The organism is Mangrovimonas futianensis, from assembly GCF_021245805.1.
In the GTDB taxonomy this organism is placed as follows: Bacteria; Bacteroidota; Bacteroidia; order Flavobacteriales; family Flavobacteriaceae; genus Mangrovimonas; species Mangrovimonas futianensis.
Genome location: NZ_JAJJNF010000006.1, coordinates 250,141 through 267,297 on the forward strand (window position 1 = coordinate 250,141; position 17,157 = coordinate 267,297).

General features: G+C 34.8%; 17 protein-coding genes. 12 read left to right on the top strand and 5 right to left on the bottom strand.

Annotated elements, in window-relative coordinates; all coding sequences use genetic code 11:
- Positions 1 to 22 precede the first annotated feature (22 nt).
- A complete protein-coding gene (locus LOK78_RS11965) occupies positions 23 to 1,435 on the bottom strand; it encodes a GFO_1087 family putative carboxy terminal peptidase (RefSeq protein ID WP_232635063.1) in 1,413 nt (470 codons plus the stop codon).
- A gap of 131 nt (positions 1,436 to 1,566) precedes the next feature.
- Here LOK78_RS11965 and LOK78_RS11970 point away from each other — a divergent pair, with 131 nt between their 5' ends.
- The 4 genes from LOK78_RS11970 to LOK78_RS11985 are packed head-to-tail and all read left to right on the top strand — an operon-like array spanning position 1,567 to position 3,702.
- Positions 1,567 to 2,076, top strand: coding sequence for a GFO_1088 family ECF-type sigma factor (locus tag LOK78_RS11970; protein WP_053971809.1), 510 nt, complete (start codon positions 1,567 to 1,569; stop codon positions 2,074 to 2,076).
- Positions 2,063 to 2,542 (top strand): PG0215 family putative anti-sigma factor, encoded by a 480-nt coding sequence (locus LOK78_RS11975; RefSeq protein ID WP_232635064.1) that lies wholly within the window; start codon positions 2,063 to 2,065, stop codon positions 2,540 to 2,542. The genes LOK78_RS11970 and LOK78_RS11975 overlap by 14 nt, the downstream gene beginning before the upstream one ends.
- A 42-nt stretch (positions 2,543 to 2,584) precedes the next feature.
- Positions 2,585 to 3,154 (top strand): GFO_1090 family protein, encoded by a 570-nt coding sequence (locus tag LOK78_RS11980; RefSeq protein ID WP_166960649.1) that lies wholly within the window; start codon positions 2,585 to 2,587, stop codon positions 3,152 to 3,154.
- Positions 3,155 to 3,159: 5 nt separating this feature from the next.
- Entirely contained in the window at positions 3,160 to 3,702 is a 543-nt protein-coding gene (locus LOK78_RS11985) for a GFO_1091 family lipoprotein (protein ID WP_232394819.1), read from the top strand.
- Positions 3,703 to 3,959: 257 nt separating this feature from the next.
- On the opposite strand, the gene purB is transcribed toward LOK78_RS11985, so the two are convergent.
- On the bottom strand, positions 3,960 to 5,300 hold the full coding sequence (gene purB / locus LOK78_RS11990; RefSeq protein ID WP_232635065.1) for an adenylosuccinate lyase: 1,341 nt from the start codon (positions 5,298 to 5,300) through the stop codon (positions 3,960 to 3,962).
- Between the two features lie 118 nt (positions 5,301 to 5,418).
- Here purB and LOK78_RS11995 point away from each other — a divergent pair, with 118 nt between their 5' ends.
- Positions 5,419 to 6,399 carry a DUF1028 domain-containing protein gene (locus LOK78_RS11995; protein ID WP_232635066.1) on the top strand — a complete coding sequence of 327 codons (981 nt, stop codon included), beginning with the start codon at positions 5,419 to 5,421 and terminating at the stop codon, positions 6,397 to 6,399.
- On the opposite strand, the gene LOK78_RS12000 is transcribed toward LOK78_RS11995, so the two are convergent.
- Positions 6,386 to 6,952 carry a HEAT-like fold family protein gene (locus tag LOK78_RS12000; protein ID WP_232635067.1) on the bottom strand — a complete coding sequence of 189 codons (567 nt, stop codon included), beginning with the start codon at positions 6,950 to 6,952 and terminating at the stop codon, positions 6,386 to 6,388. The genes LOK78_RS11995 and LOK78_RS12000 overlap by 14 nt on opposite strands.
- A gap of 36 nt (positions 6,953 to 6,988) precedes the next feature.
- On the opposite strand from LOK78_RS12000, the gene LOK78_RS12005 reads away from it, so the two are divergent.
- The 4 genes from LOK78_RS12005 (at position 6,989) to LOK78_RS12020 (ending at position 11,989) form a co-directional block, all read left to right on the top strand.
- On the top strand, positions 6,989 to 7,462 hold the full coding sequence (locus LOK78_RS12005; RefSeq protein WP_166960661.1) for a heme-binding domain-containing protein: 474 nt from the start codon (positions 6,989 to 6,991) through the stop codon (positions 7,460 to 7,462).
- A gap of 7 nt (positions 7,463 to 7,469) precedes the next feature.
- The gene (locus LOK78_RS12010) at positions 7,470 to 8,711 is read left to right on the top strand and encodes a glycosyltransferase family 4 protein (protein ID WP_232635068.1); all 1,242 of its coding nucleotides are present in this window, start codon (positions 7,470 to 7,472) and stop codon (positions 8,709 to 8,711) included.
- 64 nt (positions 8,712 to 8,775) lie between these two features.
- A complete protein-coding gene (locus tag LOK78_RS12015; RefSeq protein WP_232635069.1) occupies positions 8,776 to 9,399 on the top strand; it encodes a hypothetical protein in 624 nt (207 codons plus the stop codon).
- A 109-nt stretch (positions 9,400 to 9,508) separates the two neighbouring features.
- Positions 9,509 to 11,989 carry an FIDD domain-containing protein gene (locus tag LOK78_RS12020; protein ID WP_232635070.1) on the top strand — a complete coding sequence of 827 codons (2,481 nt, stop codon included), beginning with the start codon at positions 9,509 to 9,511 and terminating at the stop codon, positions 11,987 to 11,989.
- Between the two features lie 61 nt (positions 11,990 to 12,050).
- On the opposite strand, the gene LOK78_RS12025 is transcribed toward LOK78_RS12020, so the two are convergent.
- Together LOK78_RS12025 and LOK78_RS12030 are read right to left on the bottom strand one after the other, a co-directional pair.
- Positions 12,051 to 12,287, bottom strand: a complete 237-nt coding sequence (locus LOK78_RS12025; protein ID WP_232635071.1) for a hypothetical protein — start codon at positions 12,285 to 12,287, stop codon at positions 12,051 to 12,053.
- Positions 12,274 to 12,735: an SRPBCC family protein gene (locus LOK78_RS12030; RefSeq protein ID WP_232635072.1), complete on the bottom strand. Its 462-nt coding sequence runs from the start codon at positions 12,733 to 12,735 to the stop codon at positions 12,274 to 12,276. Before LOK78_RS12030 ends, LOK78_RS12025 begins: the two co-directional genes overlap by 14 nt.
- Before the next feature lie 211 nt (positions 12,736 to 12,946).
- Between LOK78_RS12030 and LOK78_RS12035 the strand changes: the two genes are divergently transcribed.
- The 3 genes from LOK78_RS12035 to LOK78_RS12045 are packed head-to-tail and all read left to right on the top strand — an operon-like array spanning position 12,947 to position 17,156.
- Complete coding sequence (locus LOK78_RS12035) at positions 12,947 to 14,890, top strand: peptidylprolyl isomerase (RefSeq protein WP_232635073.1); 1,944 nt, start codon at positions 12,947 to 12,949, stop codon at positions 14,888 to 14,890.
- Positions 14,891 to 15,745: a peptidyl-prolyl cis-trans isomerase gene (locus tag LOK78_RS12040; protein WP_232635074.1), complete on the top strand. Its 855-nt coding sequence runs from the start codon at positions 14,891 to 14,893 to the stop codon at positions 15,743 to 15,745.
- The gene (locus LOK78_RS12045) at positions 15,708 to 17,156 is read left to right on the top strand and encodes a peptidylprolyl isomerase (RefSeq protein WP_232635075.1); all 1,449 of its coding nucleotides are present in this window, start codon (positions 15,708 to 15,710) and stop codon (positions 17,154 to 17,156) included. The genes LOK78_RS12040 and LOK78_RS12045 overlap by 38 nt, the downstream gene beginning before the upstream one ends.
- Position 17,157 lies beyond the last annotated feature (1 nt).

Sequence of the window (17,157 nt, forward strand, 5' to 3'; positions counted from 1 at the left end):
AGCCGCTCAAAGCGGCTTTTTTTTAATCAGCAATCATTATTTGGGAATTCGGTTCTAAATCATGATTATCACCAATAATCTCATGACCTTTACTTGTTAATGCGGCTTGTCGCCCGCCATTTTCTATAACTTGGAGAGCGGCTGCCAATAACGGTTCTGTTGGGTTTCCGATACTTCCTAAATCATTTACTTTTTCACCAATTTCCACATCTGGTACAAGACCACTGTTAGGTACTGCCAATCCCTCAGCATTTCTTGTAATGGCGATTAAAGGCAATAATGCATAGGTGTGGGTTGGATTAACATTTTGACGCCCATAATCTGGTGAGTCATAAATTATGCTGGAAGCCTGCGATTTTCCTACGGTATTTTTTCCAATATGCACAACTTCAATATAGGAGCTTAAACTATTAATAACCATTTCACTAGCAGAAGCGCTACTTCCTGTAGCAATAACATAGACTTTATTCAGATTCAAACTATTGATAGATGTTCCATTAAAACTACTCGTGAAATTGTAGGTAGAATTAAAATTTTGTTTTTGATCATTATAATTTAAGCTTGAAAAAGCAGCCCCATTGAACTGGCCGGTAATCATGCTTCCCAAAAGTCTGGCAGAATTTACAGAACCACCTGGGTTATACCTTAAATCTAAAACTAGTTTTTGAACACCGTTTGACGAAAAATAACCAAATACGTCATTCAATTGGTTGTTGAAGTCTCCCGTAAATCCGTTATACATGAGATAGCCTACCTGTTCACCTCCAATATTAAAAACGTCAAAGTCATAAACAGGATTTTCGGTGTAGGGTACTTTGGTTAGCTGAATTTGCTGATTTATATCTGATATAAAATCATCAGTTACGTCATTTGGTGTGCCATTGTCATCATAAGAGCCAAGAGCAATAGTATAAGAATTAGTGCCCAATAAGGTTCTATAATTGTTAATGGTGAGTTGTGTACCATTAACTGAATGAAATATATCGCCTCTAACCAATCCTTTATTTTCAGCATCGGTGCTAGGTAAAATATAACGTACGTAACCATACACATCAGTATCTGTAGATGAAAACCTAAAAAGGCCATACTCCATACCATTGTGATAGGAGGTACCATTAAGCTGTTGTTCTAAGGCAAAATAATCATCTGTTATCGCACTAAACCTATCAATAGTTTGCCTTTCATAAATCAAACTTTCAAAAAGGTTGTCAGGAGAACTAAAACTATTTAAATAAGAGTCATAGTCACTAGACTCAGCTCGGTTGGTTTGTAATTGTGGCATTTCATCTTTATAAATATACCACTCGAACATGGCTCGGTACACAAAATCTTTGATATCTTGATCGGTTGCTGGGTTGTCATCCAAATCCTCAAAGCAGGAGTTTAGAGTGCATAAAACCAACAGGTTGAGTATAATAAATCGTAGGGGTTTCATAGCTTTTATAACTTTTATATTCCTTAAAAATAGCTACTTTGTATTGGGATTAAAAATTTTTGTAACAAAAAGAATCCTTGTTCGTCGTAAAGATGAATAGCAATAAAAAAGCTATTTAAACCAACCACAAAATGAACCAAAAAGAATTTTTAAATACGGTGATGCCTTTCAAGGATAAGGTATTTCGACTTGCGAAGAGATTGTTGGTCTCTACGGAAGAGGCAGAAGATGCCACACAGGAGGTTCTTTTGAAATTATGGAATAACAAATCGAAAATTGCTGAATACAATAATGTGGAAGCCTTTTCGATGACTATGACCAAGAATTTTTGTTTGGATAAATTGAAATCAAAACAAGCTCAAAATTTAAAGCTTGTTCATAGTAACTATAAAGACGAACATGCTTCATTACAAAAGCAAATAGAACTTAATGATAGTTTAGGTTGGGTGGGGAAAATAATTCAAGAGTTGCCAGAGCAGCAACGAATGATCATCCAACTACGGGATATAGAGCAGTATGATTATGACGAAATAGCAGAAATGCTTGACATGAATCAGACAGCAATAAGAGTAGCGCTCTCAAGAGCTAGAAAAACAATACGAGAAAAATTAACTAATACTCATAATTATGGTATTAAATAAGATAGAAAAGTTACTTGAAAAGTACGAGAACGGAGAGACAACACTTCAAGAAGAACAGCAGCTTAAACACTATTTTTCACAGGAGAATGTTGCACCTCATCTAGAAGTTTACAAACCTTTGTTTACGTATTTTACGGTAAGTGAAAAAGAACAGTTTACCAAAGACGTTCCATTAAACACCAAGACGAAACGATCCTATTATTTTCAATGGATTTCTGTCGCAGCTGTAGCGGTTCTTTTAATTGGGTTTTATTTTAAGACAGACGTCAACCAACAGGAAGACTATGGAACTTATGATGACCCAGAGATGGCTTACAATGAGGTAGTGAAATCATTGGAAATGATATCATCAAGCTTCAATAAAGGCGCCCAAAAAATCAACTACTTAAACGGTTATGAAACCGGTATTGAAAAAGTGGGGTACCTAAATGAAATTGAAAATACCAGAAGCCTAATTTTTAAATAATTGAATGAAAAAACCTTTTTGAAAAATTTAAAATTGAAAACAATGAAAACCAAAATGATCCTTTTTTTAATGGCAATTATGTTATTACCATTAACATCCAACGCCCAAGATATTTTTGATAAATACAGCAATAGTACTGATGTGACCTATGTGTCCATAAAACCAAAAATGTTCCAAATGTTGGCTAAAATGAATATTAATACAGACGATCCAGAAGCGCAATCCTATTTGGATATGGTCAATAGCATCACAAGCTTTAAGACTATTGTTACCGCCAATCAAACCATTTCATCAGACATTACTAAATGGGTGAAAGGAAAGTTAGGTTCCCTAGAAGAGCTAATGGTAGTAAAAGATGATGGTGTAGAAATGAAGTTTTTTGTCAAGGAAGGCAAAGACGAAGACCATGTTAGTGAATTGCTCATGTTTGTTGATGGTTTGAATGGAATTACTAAAGATGCTGATATCAATATCAATGGGAAAAAGCGTGAGATAGAAACCGTAGTCATTTCTTTAACTGGAAATATTGACTTGAACCAAATCTCTAAATTGACCCAACAAATGAACATCCCTGGAGGAGAACATTTGGAAGATAACAACAAGAAAAAATAATTGCTATGAGCCAATCAATAAAACTATTAGCAATGATATTCACCCTGGTGCTGCTGGTTGGCTGCAACCAGGGTGAAACCTTGCAAACTTACTTTGTGGATAACCAGGAAACACCCAATTTTACCTCAGTAGATATTCCAACAAGTATTGTAGATTTCAAAAAAACTGAATTGACTCCAGAGCAAAAGGAAGCCTTCGAGTCCATTAATAGGTTGAATTTTTTAGGCTATAAAATTAAGGATAGCATTGATTTAACTGATTATAACACACAGCTTTCTAAGGTGAGTTCTATCCTTAATGACCCAAAATATAATGATTTAGTGGAGTTTAATGATAAAGGAGGGAAAGTTGTTTTTAAATATTTGGGAGACGATGATGAAGCCGATGAATTTATCCTTTTTGGAAGTTCGCCAGATTTAGGATTTGGAGTCTTACGTGTTTTAGGAGATGATATGAGTCCGCAAAAAATGGTGGCTTTGGTAGATGCTCTGAGACAAGCAGATGTAGACCAAGGACAAATGCAAGGAGTTATGGATTTTTTCAAATAGGAAATATTTGAAGTTTATATGTTAATAAAAAAGCCCATCCAATTGGATGGGCTTTTGTTATTTTAAAGAGAAGTATCTTCTTCCTCCTCATTTGGTTTTTTCAGTGTGATATAGAAATTAATTAGAAATATTATAATCAGGATAATGAGCGTAATGATTATCGCATAATTATCCAAGATTCCAAATATTCCAGTAACCGAAAAACCTAAAGCAATAATAGCTGTAAGTATTAAGGTTTGTTTGTCAGTTAGCATCAATTATATCCCAGTATAGTTAGAAGGTGAAATGGATTTTAGTTCCGTTTTAATTTCACTTGAGACTTCTAAGGTATCAATAAATTCTGAAATGGAATTTTTGGTGATTTTTTCGTTGGTTCTTGTAAGGCCTTTCAAGGCTTCATATGGGTTAGGATAGCCTTCTCTTCTCAAAATGGTTTGAATAGCTTCCGCAACTACCGCCCAGTTGTTTTCTAAATCATCAGCAAATTTTTCAGCATTGAGCAATAATTTACTAAGTCCTTTTAAGGTACTTTTGAATCCAATGATGGTATGTGAAAAAGGAACGCCCACATTTCTTAAGACGGTACTATCAGTTAAATCTCTTTGTAAACGTGAAATAGGTAATTTAGCTGCCAAATGCTCAAAAACAGCATTGGCAATACCTAAGTTTCCTTCTGAGTTTTCAAAATCAATCGGGTTTACTTTGTGTGGCATTGCACTACTTCCTACTTCACCTTTTTTAATCTGTTGTTTGAAGTAATCCATAGAAATGTAGGTCCAAATATCACGATTTAAATCAATGATAATGGTGTTGATACGTTTCAAACAATCAAACAAGGCCGCCATGTGATCATAATGCTCAATTTGTGTGGTTGGAAACGAATGCTGTAACCCTAAGCGTTGTACAAAGTCTGCACCAAAGCTTTTCCAGTCGATACTTGGGTAGGCCACTTGGTGTGCATTAAAGTTACCTGTGGCACCTCCAAATTTAGCAGCACTTGGTATGTCATTTAATAAATTAATTTGTTCTTGCAGTCTCACTACAAATACCTCAATTTCCTTTCCTAAGCGAGTAGGGGAAGCTGGTTGTCCGTGGGTTCTGGCAAGCATGGGGATATTAGCCCACTCAGTAGCCAAATCTTTTAATTTATTAATCAGAATATGTAACTCAGGTACATATACGTCATTCATTGCCTCGAGGATACTGGCTGGAATGGCCGTATTGTTAATATCCTGAGATGTCAATCCGAAGTGGATGAATTCCTTGAATTTTGAAATGTTTAAAGCATCAAATTGCTCCTTAATAAAATATTCAACGGCCTTAACATCGTGATTGGTAACGCTTTCAATGTCCTTGATTTTCTTGGCATCATCCTCAGAAAAATCCCTATAGATATCACGTAATTTATCAAATAAGGAGTTATCGAAATCTTTTAATTGTGGCAAAGGCAACTCACAAAGAGCGATAAAATACTCTATCTCAACATAGACGCGGTATTTAATAAGGGCTTCTTCAGAGAAATAAGAGGCTAATGCTTCAATTTTGTTTCTGTATCTACCATCAATTGGAGAGATGGCATTCAAGGATGATAATGACATGTTTTTAAGCTGTTTTTTTGAAGCCACAAAGATAATCTTTTTGATTTGAAGGTGGAAGCCTCAAGGGGAAGTTTTTGGTTTGCGTGAAATAACTTATATTCAAAAAAAATATGAGATTATGAAGCCTGTTTTTCTTTTTTATTTCTACCTATTTTCAATGATGACTTTTGCTCAATCATTTGATAAGTCTGAGCCTTATATCCATACCTATTCTATTGTTGCTAGGGATTCTGTAACGGGGGATATTGGTGTTGCTGTTCAGAGCCATTGGTTCAGTGTTGGTAGTTTAGCCATTTATGGTGAAGCTGGAGTTGGAGTGGTTGCTACCCAATCGCTTGTCAATCCCAGTTATGGGCCAAAAGGCTTGACCTTAATGAGTCAAGGTTTGAGTCCCAAACAGGCTTTGGATGCTTTGTTGGCAAACGATTCTGGTGAAATGTATAGGCAAGTAGCCTTTTTGGACACCGAAGGGCGCGTTGCCACACACACAGGATCTTTATGTATTGCTGAAGCGGGACATGCCAATGGAAAGAATTTTTCAGTTCAGGCCAATATGATGTTGAAACCTACTGTTTGGGGAGCTATGAAAGAGGCTTTTGCCACAACCAAAGGAGATTTGAGTACAAGAATATTGGCTGCCTTGAAAGCAGCGGAGGGAGAAAAGGGCGATATCAGGGGAAGTCAATCGGTGGCTATTATGATTTTTAAAGGAAAAGCCTCTGGAAATTCTTGGGAAGATAAAATTATGGATTTAAGGGTAGAGGATCACCCAGACCCCATTTCGGAGTTGGACAGATTAATGAAACTGCAAAAAGCATATCATTTTATGGAGTTAGGAGATTTAGCCATGGAAAAAGGGAATTCCCAAGCTGCAGAAGAACATTATAAGGCGGCTCAAAACATGTATCCAGAAAATTTAGAAATGAAATATTGGTATGCTATCAATTTGATCAATAATAACAGGGAAGATGAGGCCTATCCCATTTTGAAGTCTATTTTTCAAGAAAATTCCCAATGGAAAGAGTTAACCCAAAGATTGGTAAAAAGTCAACTATTAGTTACAAGTGATGAGGTGCTTACTCAAATTAAGAAGCTTTGATTTTTTTTAATATTTTTTTACCGCGTGCTTTATATCCGGCACTTTGACCGTAAATATCCTTCTGAATGATGGAGGCCAATTCAGGATGTATCCAGTCGTATTCCAATCCAAAAAGGTAAAGCGTGTTCATGGAATAGGCTTTGGGGGCAATCTTTTCGTCATTGATCATATAATCAAAACACACCTCGATAATACGTTCTTTATGACTGGCAGTTAGAACTTTTTGAATTTTATTTGGTTCTTTTGAGAAATAGGCAGATGCCAAAAATTCACATATTTTTGCTATAGGCCTTACAGCAGAATCTTGATGAACCAAATGCATGCTTTCAGTAAAGGTGTCTAGAAAGGGAATCAGGGCTTCCAAATTTTCAGAGCACAGAAATTCGAGAACCCAAGCAGCGCGACAAGAAACCTTGTCGTTTACATCAAACAGAATTTCTAATAAAGTAGGAACTAATTCAGGTTGGGCAATGACCATTTGGGCATAATAGATACGCTTTTCCCGAGAATGATTGACATAATTTAATTCCTTGTAAAATTCTTCCTTAGTCACAAGTTTTTTCTATTTTTAGATATTAAAACTACAGAAATGAAAATTGTAAAGAAAATCCTTTTAGTGTTATTGGTCATTTTTATTGTGGCTCAATTTTTTGGTCCAGAAAAGAACGATGGAGACTTGGCTTCCATTGAGCCTTTTTTGAAAGAGACCATGCCTCCTGAAGATGTTAAAGTCATTCTAAAAGAAACTTGTTATGATTGTCACAGTAGTTTTACCCAATACCCTTGGTATAATAATATAACACCAGTTAATTATTGGATGGCAGAACATGTAGAGGACGGAAAAAAGCATCTAGACTTTTCTAAGTGGGCAGATTATTCTGTAAAGAAAAAAGATCATAAGCTAGAAGAGTTGATTGAAATGGTTGAGGAAAAAGAAATGCCATTGGAATCCTACACGTGGATACATTCCGAAGCTAGATTAACGGATGAACAAATAGAATCTGTGAATAATTGGGCTAAGCAAGTAAGAATGGGTTATAGCTTGGAGCCTAGGCCGGAATAAGATCTTCATGAGAACATTATTGATTATTGGATTTGTATGGCCCGAGCCTAAGAGTTCTGCCGCCGGTAGTCGAATGATGCAATTAATTCAATTTTTCTTAGACCAGAATTACAAAATCATTTTTGCTACAACCACTTCAAAAACATCCAATGCCTTTGATTTAAATAGTTTGGGGATTGAAGAAAAACGTATAGAACTTAACGATTCTTCTTTTGATAGGTATGTAGGCGAACTTATGCCAAAGGTGGTGTTGTTTGATCGCTTTTTGACCGAAGAACAATTTGGATGGCGGGTTGCTGAAGCTTGTCCAACGGCTATCCGGATTTTGGATACTGAAGATCTCCATTTTTTACGAAAAGGTAGGCAACAGGCTTATAAAGAAGGGAGAACTTTTAAAGAAAGTGATTTATATAATGATACAGCAAAAAGGGAAATAGCTAGTATTTTTAGGTGTGACTTGAGCTTGATTATTTCTGAATATGAGATGGAACTTTTGCAAGAAAAGTTCAAAATAACACCAGCCATTTTACATTATTTACCTTTTTTATTGGAAGGAAATTTTACTAATGGAATTCTTCCTACCTACGAAGAAAGAAAACATTTTGTTACTGTTGGGACGTTTTTACATGAACCCAATTACCAAGCGGTATTATTATTGAAAAATCAAATTTGGCCTTTAATCAGAAAAAAATTACCGCAAACAGAACTTCATATTTACGGGGCGTATTCCTCTCAAAAAGTAGAGCAATTGAATAAGGAGAAGGAGGGTTTTATAATTAAAGGGTATGTTGATGATTTGCCATCTGTTATGCAAACTTATAGGGTGTGTTTGGCGTATTTACCATTTGGAGCTGGCCTCAAAGGTAAATTGATTGATGCCATGATTAACGGAGTGCCATGTGCTATGAATGATATAGCAGCCGAAGGGATGTTTGGTGATTTAGAACCTAATGGGAATGTAGAAAATGATCCTTTCATTTTTTCAGAGCAAGCCATCAGTTTATATGAAACAAAAGAAATTTGGGAGTCGAACCAACAAAAAGGATTTGATATTTTGAGAGAGAGATTTCAAAAAGATGCTCATGAAAAGGAATTATTGAATCACCTGAATAAATTGGAACAAGCCTTAGGCGTGCATCGTCAGAAAAATTTCCTTGGAGCTTTATTGCAACACCATACTTTACAAAGTTCAAAATATATGGGTAAGTGGATTGAAGAGAAAAACAAAATAACTAAAGAAAATAGCTGATTTTATGGTTGGTCGATTTTTAACAATACTATTGATTCTATTTTTTGGGACCGTAAATGCACAAATGACCTTTGAACTTGATTATATTTTGGAGTATGAAAGTTTTGAAATAGGAAAAGAAGAAACTAAGCTAAAAGAAAGCTTTTTTATTGCAACAAATTCAAAGAAAAATAACTATTACTTGGAAGTAAAGAATCTTGACACCTTAAAATTTAAACTGAATTTTATGGCTCATGATAGTATGAGATTTAATTTTGTTCTCAGAAAAAATGACTTCTTTAATTCAGATTCAATTGAAATTGTCTTACCAGACAAAGCAAAGATTTCAAATACAGTTAAGTTCCGAATTCAAAATCATGATTTTATTAATTTGAGGGATACTTTCATTCAAGAATCACCATATAAACAGTATATTTTTAAAAACATAGATCCTAAAAAAGCAAAGAAAGCAAAGAGCTACACGTATAAGTATATTATAGAACAGGGTACTGAATTTCATCTTCCTGTTTTGGTCCACCCTACAGCCTATGAAGACTGGAAAGTAAATCGTAATATTCCAAATGGTATTTTTAGAGAAAAATTATTTTATGATTATTACGGTATACTGGATACAAAATATAAACTGAAAAAAATACACAAAATTAAGAAGCTCATTTATGTTCTGGACCAAACGATTTTAGATGATTAGAAGTAGACCAGTAAAAGTTTTAAAGTAGTTGTGATTTAATTAGTAATATATCCTCATATTACTCAACTTATCAGTAAATTTGTTTTTACAAATTCTCCAAAAGAACGTCTTGAATATTATTAAACATATTTTTTTTGCGGTAATTTTTGTCAATTTTTCTATTTGGGCTCAAAATGTACCTCCGGTATTAGAAGCTAGTGGAAATATAGTTTACTGCCCTTCAGAGTCCGTAAACATAGTTGACAGTTTTAGTATAATAGATCCTGATGACAGCGAAATTGAAGCGTTGTATATTCAGATTTCAACGAATTATGCTTCTAGTCAAGATGTCCTATCCTTAGAAGGAAGTCATCCAAACATTGTAAGCTCATGGGATGTTGTTCAGGGTAAATTAACGCTCACAGGAGTGGGTGGTCAGGAAGTTGCTATTTCTGAAATGATTGCCGCTGTTTTTGATGTTCATTTTGAAACAACAAATATTACAGTTGCTACGACACGAACTTTTTCATTTACTCTAGGGAATGCCAATTATTTACCATCTACAGGGCACTATTATCAATTTATTTCAGCGCCTGGAATTTCTTGGTCACAGGCTAAAATTGAGGCAGAAAATAGTACTTATTATGGTCTTCAGGGGTATTTGGTAACTATTATGGCTGAGGATGAGGCTCAGTTGTCGGGTGAGCAGGCGGCAGGGAATGGATGGATAGGAGGAACCGATGAGGAATCTGAAGGTGTGTGGAAATGGGTGACTGGTCCCGAGGCAGGAACTATTTTTTGGAATGGTGGGCCTAATGGTTCTACACCTAATTATGCCAATTGGAATACTGGAGAGCCCAATGATTTAGAAGGAGAAGATTATGCTCACGTTACGGCCCCAGGTATTGGTATTCCAGGTTCATGGAATGATTTGGCTGTAGGTGGTGGTGGCGGTGATTATGTTTCTCAAGGTTATATAGTTGAATATGGCGGTATGCCTGGTGACCCCGATTTAGATCTTTCAGCTAGTACCGAGCTTTCAATACCCTATATCATTAGCACTGAAAGTAGCGATGGTTGTGGCCAATCAAGTGTTGTTTTATCGGCTGAAGCTTCGGAAGGAGATGTTTTGTGGTTTGATGAAAATGATAATTTAATAGGGTCGGGTGAAACTTTTAATACTCCTGTTTTAAATCAAACAACCACATTTTATGCCATGGCTTCATATGACGGTTGTATGGATGGTGAAAAAGAACCCGTGACAGCAACTATTTACCCTTTCCCTGTTATCACCTCCCCGGTAACGTTTAAAAACTGTGATGAAGACTCTAGTCCTGATGGGTTTACAGATTTTAATTTGGAAGAAACCGTAGGTCAAGTTACTGACGGTCAATCGGGGATTTCTACAAGCTTTTTCTTGACTTATAGTGATGCAGAGAATTCTGAAAATGAAATAGCTCCCTATCCTTTTAATAATACAACAGCAAGTCAGGTCTTTATTCGAGTCGAAAACGCTAATGGTTGTTTTGATATAGCAACAGTCAATTTGGAAGTTTCAACGACTGCCTTTCCTTCAGGTTTTTCTGTGGAAATAGAACAATGTAATGCTGAAGGTGGAGATGGCTTTGAAACGTTTGATTTGACATCGGTTACGCAGCAGTTTTTAGATCAATTTCCAACCGGACAAAATTTAAGTGTCCATTATTATGAGACTGCTCAAGATGCCCAATTAGAATTGAATGAGATATTTGGTAGTTCCAATTATACCAATATTGAGCCTTTTTATCAAGAGCTTTACGTGAGGGTAGAAAGCGAAGATAATGGAGACTGTTTTGGTATTAGTCCTAATTTAATTTTAAGAGTTAGAGCGCAACCCCAATTTGAAGTTGATTCTGAAGTGATACTTTGCGATTATGAAGAATCAGTTACATTAAATATTCAAAACCCACAGGGGAACTATATGTATGTTTGGATGGACCAGTCTGGAAATATACTTTCAGATCAACCCAACTTAACCGTCAATAACTCGGGAGCCTTCACGGTAATGGCAACTTCCTTTTCAGGATGTGAATCACTACCCCAAGTTGTTAATGTAATAGAATCTTCAGTGGCCACTATTACTAGTGCCGATTTATTAATTACAGATGAAACGACGAATAACAGTTTGACTATTAACACTAATAATTTAGGCTCTGGTAGTTATCAATATTCGATTTCTGGAGAGAATGGGCCTTTCCAAAACGAACCATTTTTTGGTGACTTAAGTTATGGTGATTATACACTTTGGGTTAGGGACATCAATGGTTGTGGTGTCACATCTATTGATTTTTCGGTTATTGGTTTTCCTAAATTCATGACACCGAATGGAGATGGTGATAATGATTTTTGGAATGTTCAGGGATTGTCGTCACAATATGCCTCAAATTCTGAGGTGCAGATTTTTGATAGATATGGCAAGCTTATCAAGTCGTTCCTTATTTTTTCTCAAGGTTGGGATGGAACTATAGACAGCGAGTTACTTCCTCAAACTGATTATTGGTACCGAGTTAAATTGGTTAAAAAATCTGGGGAAGAACGAACCTATTTGGGGCATTTTAGTTTAGTTAGATAAAGTAATTTAGACTCTATTTATTTGCCATTATGTCTAAGTAGAGAGAGATTCCATTTGCAAATTAATCTTCATACAATTGGCCGCGATGAGGTTTCAAGCTTTGTCGGAGATGAGGTACTAAGTCTTCGGTGACAACCATAAATGCAATGGTGTGATTGTCATGAATATTTTGTACGTCTATGGCAATCACTTCTAAATTATTGTTCTGTGCAAACTCTTTTAAATGAATCACGTGGTGTTGCGCTGTTTTTTCTGAATGTGGACCTCTAAAATCCCAAATCATTTTAATTTTTCTCATTGGAAACTGAGATGTTTTTTTCTGCAAAATTTTTAAAATCTAACATGTATTTTTTGGTTTGTTTCTTAAATGCTCCTGGCATAATCAGGGTCATTAATCTAAGAGCAAATCCTGTAGGAATAAATTCATTTTTTGATACCCATTTAGTTTGATTGACACCTGTAGATTCAAAATAGTTTTTTTGAATATTACTCATCCCGTTGGTATCATAAGATGAATACATGGAATGTGGTAGGTTATTTTCAATGATTGTTTCTGTGAGTTCCATTTTCCTTCGCCCAAAATCATAAATCAAAATCATTTTTGATCCAACTTCACCAGGAATTCCAGAAATGTGGTCATAGCTAACCAAGCCTCTTTGCCAATGTTTCAAATTGTGGGGGTCATTGAATTTTTTGATAAATTCATTCAGAGGCAACTCCACATAAATTTCGGTAGTGTATTTCATAACTACTTTTTAATCTTTTCCGAAGATATAAAATTTCATTTATAGTTTTGTTTTGCCAAAGGGGTTCAGGGTCCTGTAGTTAAATATTTTTGTGTTCAAAATGATTTGAGTTCCATACCAAACGCTTATTTCAAACGTTTGTTAAGCAACTTGCATTCTAGCTTAATATTGCTACTTTTGCATCTACATTTTTAAAACTTCCTTTTATCAGATGATGAAGTATTTTTTATCTTTTTTGATGATGATGGTTTCTTTAGTAAATCATGCTCAAAGTACCAACGATCATATTTTGTTTACTGTTGATGGACAACCCGTTTATACTTCTGAATTTGAAAGGGTTTTCAAAAAGAATTTAGATCTAGTAAAGGATGAATCACAAAAGGATATAGATGAGTATTTAAAGCTCTTCATCAATTACAAATTAAAGTTAAGAGAAGCCAAGGCGTTAGGGCTTGATGAAAAGGAGTCCTATAAAAAGGAGTTGGAAAGTTATAAAAACCAATTGGCATCGGGATATTTAACTGATAATAAGGTGACCAATGAATTGGTGGAAGAAGCTTATGATAGAACCCAGTATGAAATAGAAGCTAGGCATGTTTTGATTCGTTTGGATGGAAATGCATCACCTACTGATACTTTAAAGGTATATGAAAAGCTTTTAAACATAAAAGACCGCATAAAGAATGAAGGATTTGAGAAAATTCAAAAGGAACTTCATGATGGTAGAACGATTTTTGCTGAAGATTTAGGTTATTTCTCGGCGTTTAAAATGGTATACAATTTTGAAACGGCGGCTTATAATACTACGGTAGGAGAAATTTCCCAACCTTTCAAAACAAGATTTGGTTATCATATTGTAGAGGTTCTTAATAAAAGAAAGGCGAGAGGATCTAGACAAGTTGGGCATATTATGATTTTATCCAATCAAAAGGAAGAAGCTCAAGGTACTCCAGAGGAGCGTATTAATGATATTTATCAAAAAATCCAGCAGGGTGAAGAGTTTGAAACTTTAGCTAAACAATTCTCAGACGATAAAAGTTCGGCTAATAATGGAGGTAAATTAGCGCCTTTTCAAAGTGGTGAATTGAGTTCTCCAGAGTTTGAGGAACAAGCTTTTTCACTTACGGAAATAGGGCAAATTTCAAAACCATTTAAAAGCCAATTTGGATGGCACATTGTCAAGTTATATGAGATTCATCCAGTAGAAACTTTTGACGTCATGAGGCCCGAATTGGAAGCCAAAGTGAAAAAAGATTCTCGGTCACAGTTAATCAATGAAAAGGTTATTGAAAATCTTAAAAAGCAATATGGAGTTATTGATCCTAGCTTGGAGGAATTTAGCGGTATGATTAATGATGATTTTTATAAGGGAAGATGGACATTGCCAGGTGATTTTGATGCTTCAAAGCCTTTGGTGAAAATTGGTAAAGAACAATTGACCTATGGTGATTTTGGATCTTACTTGATAGGAGTTCAAAAAAGAAGAGTGCCAAAAATGGAAGCTTCCAAATTGGTCGAAATGAGTTATGATCAATTTATCTCACAAGAATTGATGACCTATAAAAAGGAACATTTGGAAGAGGAAAATCAAGAATACGCCAATATCGTTTCAGAATATAGAGATGGTTTATTGCTTTTTGATTTAATGGAATCCTATATTTGGAATGTTTCAAAGTCTGACACTACAGAATTGAAAAATTATTTTGATTTAAACAAATCAAAATATATGTGGGAAGAAAGAGTGGATGCTGTGGTTGCATCCTCAGCGGATAAAAGCATTATCAAAGAAGTGTCCAAGCTTTTAAAAAATGGTAAATCTCCCTCAGAAATTAAGGAAACTTTAAATAAAGATGGGCAAGTGAATGTTATCTTTACAAGTGGAATTATGGAAAAGAACCATCAATCCTTACCCGTCGATTTTAAATTTGAAACAGGGGTGTCTAAAATATACAGTTTTAATGATAGCTATATAGTGGCTTTAGTTAAAGAAGTTATGCCAAAGGCTTCTAAAAGCTATAAAGAAGCTAAAGGGGCGGTGATTAGTGATTTCCAATCATATAAAGAGGAAATGTGGATCAAGGAACTGGAACAGAAATATAAAGTAGTTATAAATCAGGAGGCCTTAGATCAAGTAAAAAAAGAATTAAAGGGATAATTGAAATACAAGGTTTTTATATTAATAACGGGATTCGTTTTTTTTACTTCATGTAATTTTTTTAAAGAAGTAGATGACAGAACTCCTATTGCTAGAGTTGAAGAGTCCTTTCTTTATTTAGAGGATTTAAAACCTTTGGTTAAAGAGGGCATGTCTGCAGAAGACAGCACTGTTATTGTCAATAACTTCATTAATAATTGGGCAACAGAACAGTTATTAGTGAATGGAGCCAAAAGGAACTTGAAACAAGTTGACCAAGAGAACTTTGATAAATTAGCTCAGGATTACAAAAATGATTTGTATTCTAAAGCTTATTTAGAAGCTTTGGTAAGAAAAAATATCGACACTTCAGTCACTTCCCGAGAATTGGAATCCTACTATGAGGAAAACAAGGAGATTTTCAAATTAAAAGAAGATCTCGTTAAGCTTCGATATGTTCATTTAAATGAAAATAGAACTGATTTAAAAGATATTGAAAGGAAGTTTAAGGAATTTAATGAAGATGATAAGCGATATTTAGATTCTATTTCCATCCAATTTAAATCCTATTCCTTAAAAGATTCGGTTTGGGTAAAGGTAGAACAGGTGATTGAGAAAATTCCAGTAATCACATCTGAAAACCGCAATGAATTGTTAAAAAAATCTAATTTTTTACACCTTAAAGATTCAATAGATTTATATTTGATTTTCATTAATGATGTTCAACTTAGAAACAGTATAGCTCCTATTGAATATGTTAAACCAACTATCGATAAGATTGTTATAAACAAAAGAAAATTAGAACTTATTAAAGAGCTTAAAAAGGATATTTCACAGGATGCTATTAAAAACAATAAATTTGAAGTCTATAACTAAAATTAGCAAATACTTACTTATAGCAATGTTATTTATTTCCCACATTGCAAAATCACAAGAGATTATTGAAGATGAAGTAAAAGAAGAGCCTAAAATTGATTCTGTAAAAACCAGTTTTCAGGCTAAAAAAGTGGATGGTGTTGCTGCCGTAGTGGGAGATTACATTATTTTGGATTCGGATATTGACAGAACCATTGAGCAACTTAAAGTTCAAGGAGCTTCTTTGGAAGGTGTTTCAAGATGCCAACTTTTTGGAAAATTATTGGAAGATAAACTTTATGCTCACCATGCTATTCAGGATAGTATAGTGGTATCTGATGCAGAAATCCGGGCTAACGTAGATTATCAATTGGATCAATTTTTGGCTCAGTCAGGTAAGACAATGGATGAAATTGTTAAGCTTTACAACAAAGAAGACGAAAGAAGCTTGCGTGACGAAATGTTTGAAATAAACAAAAGCAATAAGTTGGCAAGCGAGATGCAGCAAAAGGTAATTGCAGAGGTGGATATTACTCCTGAGGAAGTGAGGGAATTTTTTAATAAAATACCAAAGGAAGAAAGACCTTCATTTGGAACAGAATTGAAAGTGTCTCAAATTGTTATTGAACCAAAGGTTTCTGAGGAAAACAAACAAAAGGTGATAGATCGTTTGAACGAATTCAAAGCAGATGTTTTAGAACATGGCGCTAGTTTCAGATCAAAAGTGGTTTTATATACCGATGATAAAGCTTCAGTTCCTACTGGAGGGAAATATACACTAAATCGTAACAAACCAAGATTTGTAAAGGAGTTTAGAGATGTTGCCTTTTCATTAGAGGAAGGTGAAATTTCCGATCCTTTTGAAACGGAGTTTGGTTTTCATATCATTTTGTTGGAGAAAATTAGGGGACAAGAATATGATGTGAGACACATTCTTTTAATTCCTGAAGCCTCTCAGGATGCTATCACCGAAGCAAAAGAGAAAATAGAAAAAATTAGAAAGGATGTTGTAAATCATGACATCTCTTTTGAAGAAGCTGCTAGATTATATAGTGATGAAACTGAAACCAGGAGTGAGGGAGGATATCTAATTAATCCAGCCACCCAAGATTATAACTTTGAACTAACCAAAATGGATCCTGAATTATATGGGCAAATTCAAAGTTTAAAAGAAGGTGAGGTGAGTTTGGTGTTGACGGAGCAAGGTAGAACAGGAAATATCAAGTACAAAATTATGCGTGTGTCAGACCGTGTTGAAGACCACGAAGCAGATTTCGCCAAAGATTACTTAAAAATAAAAGAGTTAGCTTTAAGCGAGAAAAAATTAAAGGCCATTGAAAAATGGCAAGATGAAAAAATCATAGATACGTACATCAAAGTCAACGGTGATTACAGAGATTGTGATTTTTCAAGTAATTGGTTAAAAAAATAAT